The 6,060-nt window shown below is 42.3% G+C and carries 2 protein-coding genes and 2 pseudogenes; 2 read left to right on the top strand and 2 right to left on the bottom strand.

Features of this window, described 5'->3' with window-relative positions; translation table 11 throughout:
* Window positions 1–458 precede the first annotated feature (458 nt).
* Window positions 459–1,752 (top strand): annotated as a pseudogene (gene purD / locus Q0Y52_RS12035) (phosphoribosylamine--glycine ligase).
* Window positions 1,753–2,036: 284 nt separating this feature from the next.
* Here the strand turns inward: purD and Q0Y52_RS12030 are convergent.
* The gene (locus Q0Y52_RS12030) at window positions 2,037–2,747 is read right to left on the bottom strand and encodes a DUF1499 domain-containing protein (RefSeq protein ID WP_297821863.1); all 711 of its coding nucleotides are present in this window, start codon (window positions 2,745–2,747) and stop codon (window positions 2,037–2,039) included.
* 110 nt (window positions 2,748–2,857) lie between these two features.
* Here Q0Y52_RS12030 and Q0Y52_RS12025 point away from each other — a divergent pair.
* Window positions 2,858–3,655 (top strand): annotated as a pseudogene (locus Q0Y52_RS12025) (sterol desaturase family protein).
* Between the two features lie 747 nt (window positions 3,656–4,402).
* On the opposite strand, the gene Q0Y52_RS12020 reads toward Q0Y52_RS12025, so the two are convergent.
* Entirely contained in the window at window positions 4,403–5,791 is a 1,389-nt protein-coding gene (locus tag Q0Y52_RS12020) for an amidohydrolase family protein (RefSeq protein WP_297821860.1), read from the bottom strand.
* Window positions 5,792–6,060: the final 269 nt, after the last annotated feature.

The following is a 6,060-nucleotide window of genomic DNA, read 5'->3' as shown; positions in this document are numbered from 1 at the left end:
ATTCTCTGGATAGAGTGCTGACTTTTCGTAACGTACATAACTGGTATATGGAAGGCGGGACAAGAAGGCATGCGACAAGCGCATTTACCAGCTTTGCTATAATGCCCTTAAAGAAAGGCGGTGTAGTGAGGCGTCGTTGAGCACAAGCTGCCAGAGACAGCTTGCCTGATGAAGCATGCAAAAAAGCTCGGGTTATATGAAACAATCAGCTTAGTGAATAGCAGCGGCTGCAAAAAGCGGGCTTAACATTAGTCGCTGCAGAGTGATGTCAACCTCAACCCACTGGATACCATCTGATCATGAACGAGGCGTATGGACCTCTACCTCCCTGGATTGCGTTTAGGCGAAAAAAGACCGAGCCAAATATTTAGTCAATCGGTGAAAGCACGCGTATGACGCTCAAGTTTGTAAAACCCTAATCTGTAAAGCCGTAAATAACAAACTAAAGAAAAAAACCTATGAATGTATTGATTATAGGCGGCGGCGGTCGCGAACACGCGTCTAGCGTGGAAAGCAGCGCAATCGGCAAAAGTCTCCCACGTGTTTCTAGCACCGGGGAATGCCGGAACCAGCACTTGGAAGACAAGCTGGACGAATGTGGATGTAGGTGCAGAAGATGTCTCCTGCATTGGTCGGCATTTGCACGAGCAAAACCAAATAGACTTAACCATAGTGGGGCCCGAAGTGCCCTTAGTACTGGGTGTGGTGGATGCGTTCCAAGCCAAAGGCCTACGCATATTTGGCCCGTCACAAGCAGCCGCACAGCTAGAAGGTTCAAAAGCCTTCACCAAAGACTTTTTAGAACGTCACAATATTCCTACTGCTGATTATCAAAACTTTACCGAAATCGAGCCTGCCCTTGCTTATCTACAAGCAAAGGGCGCACCTATTGTGGTTAAGGCAGATGGTTTGGCCGCAGGTAAAGGTGTGATTGTCGCCATGACATTAACCGAAGCAGAAGATGCTATTCGTGACATGTTAGCGGGTAACGCTTTTGGTGAGGCAGGTAGCCGCGTAGTCATCGAAGAATTCCTCGATGGTGAAGAAGCGAGTTTTATTGTGATGGTCGATGGCAAAAACGTTTTACCTTTTGCCACCAGCCAAGACCATAAACGTGTTGGCAATGGTGATACTGGTCCTAACACCGGTGGTATGGGTGCTTACTCACCTGCACCCGTTGTGACAGCAGATATCCATCAGCGTGTTATGAATGAAGTAATTTATCCTACTGTGAAAGGTATGGCTGCTGAAGGCAACACCTACGTAGGCTTTTTATATGCTGGCTTGATGATCATGGCGGATGGCACTCCTAAAGTGATTGAATACAATTGCCGCTTTGGCGACCCAGAAACCCAACCTATCATGATGCGTTTTCAGTCTGACTTAGTTGAATTAGTTGAAGCAGCCTTAGACGGCAAACTTGACCAAATTCAAGCAGAGTTTGATACCAGAGCTGCTGTAGGTGTGGTTCTCGCGGCAGGCGGATATCCAGCTAGTTACGGCAAAGGTGACGTGATTGACGGTTTGGAACTTGGCGATGCCAACAGCAAAATATTTCATGCCGGCACTAAAAATATTGATGGCAAAGTAACAACCAATGGTGGCCGTGTACTGTGTGCAACTGCTTTAGGTAATACTGTTACAGAAGCACAACAGAATGCCTATAAGTTGGCTAAGACCATTAGCTGCAACGGCATGTTTTATCGTGATGACATTGCCTATCGTGCGATTGCTCGTGAGCAAAATAGTTGACTAAAGCCTATTATCGAATAGATTTAAGTAAAAAAGCGCTTCGGCGCTTTTTTTTGTTTTTAGCTTAGCGATACGGTGATCCTTTCAAACACGAGAATAAGTGACATTTTAAACTGAGTCAAGCTGGAGCACAGGGTTTAATGCTACAAACAATTGGAAATCATGGAGGAAAAAGAAATTAACGTCTACTGAAATCTTAAAATGAAATGCAAAGCTTTAAAAAAACTAGCTGCGCATCAAATACCATTGATGTGCCAGCATTTGGTTATGCTAACTCAATCAGATTAGTTAAGGTTTTTCGCTACACCCGCAATCAATGCATTAAGGCGTTCAGCATTTTTTCCAATATCACTGATACCCACCCGTGATTTACTGCGCGCATCAAGCATGGTCATCTGGCCATCGCTTTGAATGCGGATAACCACATCATCAACAAAACCGAAAAAAGTCGTCGTGTCATAAGCTTCAATCAAACCGAGGGTTTTGTCAGAACTGACTACGTCTAGCCCCATACTCTTAACTACCGATAAGGCTGCATCGAATACCTGCTCTGTTGTTTGCGGATATTTTTGCGTTTCTAGTTCAGGGTAGGCTTCACGCTGTTGGCTAGCAATGTCTTCACCTTGATAAGCAGCAGGGTTGGGAGCATCAGCACGCAATGCTAACATAGCGACGAATTTTGGCGGGTTAACTAGGTCTGTGGTGATATCGTGAATAGGAGGTACTGACTTGGCTTTATTCATCATACTTAGCGGCATAAAAATGGCCACCGCGGCACATAAAACTGCGACACCCGTCGCAGACCAAGAGATCGTTTTACGCATAAAAATGACTTGAACTAGCGCCAAAAGAATAGCCACAGCACCTAAAATTAGTGCAATGCGCATCGCTAAAAATGCCTCCATCAAACCCAGTATGTCTGCTTGATATAACGGACCAGAAAGAAGCAGTAGTAATAAAGCTAAAACACCCGCAATTAACGTAAGAATTTTCATAAAAATCATGTCCTTTAAATAAGTGGCCTGTAATTTATACACGTAATGATAATATAGAAGTTAAGACTGTATTCCTAATTGATTCACCTAAAAGGTAACCATCACTCACTATGATGAATGATACATGGATTAGGCTTGGAGTTTTCATTACTGTACTTGCCATAATGTTACTCTGGGAAAGCGTGAAGCCCAATCGTCTATCGCCTGTGAGCAAAGGTAAACGCTGGCTAAGCAATTTTTCTATGGTTTTACTAGGTACGGTGGTGGCGAGGCTAATGATACCGACAGGTTTGGCCGCTATGACTATCTTCGCACAAAACAATCACATCGGTTTGTGGAATCATGTTTCAGCTAATCTGTGGTTAAGCGTACCTGTCACCGTATTGTTATTGGATTGTTTGATTTACTGGCAACACCGACTTTTTCATTGTATTCCCATGTTGTAGCGTATACATATGGTTCACCATGCTGATCCACACCTCGACGCTTCAACTGGTTTACGTTTTCACCCTATTGAAATTGCCCTGAGTTTAATGGTGAAAATTGCTGCTGTACTTCTTCTAGGTGCTCCTGTATTGGCTATTTTGATTTTTGAAATATTACTTAATGCCACATCTATTTTTAGTCATAGCAATATCAAACTGCCTGTTAAGCTCGATAAGTTATTGAGAACCCTCATCGTGACCCAAGCGATGCATCGCATTCATCACAGCCAGGTTATAGCTGAAACAGACAGTAATTTTGGTTTTAATTTGTCTATTTGGGACAGACTATTCGGTAGTTACACAGAAAAAGCAAAAACGGGTGACGATGCTATTAAATTGGGCCTGAAAGAGTATTCAAGCCCCAAAACCAATACCAGCCTTAAAGCTTTGTTGTTGATGCCGTTTAAACAAAAGTCACATTGAGTAACCGAACAAGATTAAAGTTTTAATCTTTCAATTACATAACTCAACACAAGACCTAACAATCTCCAGATTAAGACTACGAACACATTGCCAGACAGCCCTGTACCCAAACAAGCTTAAATCTGCTTCGCTAGTGAACACTGACAGCGTTTGATGAGTTGAGCAGGTATCCGTAAACATTGACAAAAAAAGGGGGAGTAAGTGCTATTTCACGCTTAACGTAAACGTATCTGCAGAGCCCTCTGTCAATATCAAGGAAAGTGCGAAAACGCGAACACAGCTTACTGACACTGTATTGGAGGTTAAAGATAACGAAATCGAACAGGTGCTTAGCGGGCAAGCTCAGTTTTTATATAAGCTTCAAGTCTAGCTCACAGATGACAGACAAAGATATATATATACCCTTCAACATGCAGACTACGATCTAGTGTTTATGGGTTTATAAGCTCCAAATATCGATGGATTAGAAGTCTGCTCAATAACAAAATAGTCAAAGATGAGGTTCAAAAAAAGGCTTGATGCAAGTCTTAGCTCACATCTCGCTAAACCAAGGGAATCATGTCCAGTGAGATAAAGTCACGAATCGATACCTCATGTTTAAAGGCAATCCTTGACAACAAAGTGCACTATAAAAGATTACGGTTGACTGCAGACCAATCTTATTGATGTAACAATCAACAACAGACCTTAAAAGAGCGTTCAATACCATTTCGCATAGATAATTAACCTCTCAGGAGGTGCCAGCGCTTAATCAATAGTCGCTCTGCCATCAAGTTTATAGATCTTGCCACCTTTCATAACCATATCAACGTTTTGCAGTAAGTTAATGTAACGAAGTACATCACCTTTCACGGCAATAATATCAGCATACTTTCCCGCAGTGATCGTACCTGATTTATCATTGACTTTCATTAGCACGGCTGGCCAATAAGTTGCAGCTCTTATAGTATCCATTGCCGAGATATTCATTTCGTTAACCCAAAAGGCCATTTCATTCCAAGTACTTTGGCAATGGAATTTAGTGGGGATGCCGCTATCAGTCCCTATTAACATCACAACGCCTGCGTCTTTGAGTTGTTGGATTTTGTTTTTAAGCGTTGGCTTACGTAGTGGTGTGAGTTGCATATAATCCAACTGCCCCACGTTTTTTAAAGATGTCTTAATATCTTTTATCGTGCTTGGCTTTAAGCCTCGATGCCAACATTTATTGTCTAATCTTTCTGGGTTAGCGACAGTTAAATCGTAGTTCCATAAACCTTCAACTGTAGGGGTCCAATACAAAGGTCCTCCGGCAACTCGCCCTTTAGCGGTGCGTTCAATCAGTTGCTCAATTATATCATCAGGATAAGCCGGGGCTGTAGTCAAGCCAGTATGCTCAAAATTGTCGACACCAATTTCTAAGCCACGTCTAATTTCGTCAGGTTTGTGTGAATGAGCCACTACAATAAGGTTGCGTTTGTGTGCTTGGTCAACCACAGCTTGTGAAGTTTTCAAACTCATCATGTCGTGGTCAATAAGCTTTATAATATCAACACCCGCATCTGCAAGCTGATTCACTTTTATTATGGCATCCTTTGGGTTATCTACACCCCACCTAAAAGCTTCTGTACCGGGATAAGCTTTGTGCTGAATAAAAGGGCCTGACACATACAAACGCGGCCCCGGGATTTCACCATTTTCAATTTTTGTTTTTATATCTATAGACTCTTTTAAAGGTGCGCCTAAATCTCTTGCACTGGTGATACCTGCTAATAATAACTGTACAGCGCTGGCGGGCATGATTTCAGAGCCCCGTTTGTCTGCATAGGCTTTATCCCAATAAGTGTAATCGGAATGGCCGTTTAACATTAAGTGCGCGTGGCTCTCCCACAATCCGGGTAAAACATCCATACCTTCAGTTGAAATAATTTCATACCCATCAGGAATGGGAAGTGTGGCCACAGTACCGACCTTTTCAATCATGCCATTTTTAATAAGAATAACGCTGTTGGCTAGTGGTTGATGTCCAAATCCATCAATCAGCCTGCCGCCCACTAAAGCTTTATCCTGAGCCTTTAGCGGTAAAGAAAATGCAAATAACAAACTAAAAAATACCAGAGTAAATTGTAAAAATCTAAGGGGCTTTTTGATGGTCATATCACTATTCTACATATCAAAATGAGGGATACAGAAGATAACCCTAAACAACATAATTGCAAAGCATAAGCGCTCAATAGGTTTTAGCGAGTAACTCATTGCAAATTATCAGCTTCCATAGTTAGTGGCTAATCGACACCATCAGGACAAGTTGCCAATTTCCACCCCCCCCTCGGTTGTCATGTTATTTTGCCCCATACCACTGATTTCTGTACTTACCAGACGTTCAATACGTTGTGAATTAATTAATTTTGTATTTTGAGTTAACT

The sequence above is a fragment of the uncultured Paraglaciecola sp. genome (assembly GCF_943787955.1).
In the GTDB taxonomy this organism is placed as follows: Bacteria; Pseudomonadota; Gammaproteobacteria; order Enterobacterales; family Alteromonadaceae; genus Paraglaciecola.
The sequence above is the reverse complement of the archived record's forward strand: the minus strand, read 5'-3'. Positions and strand labels throughout refer to the sequence as shown.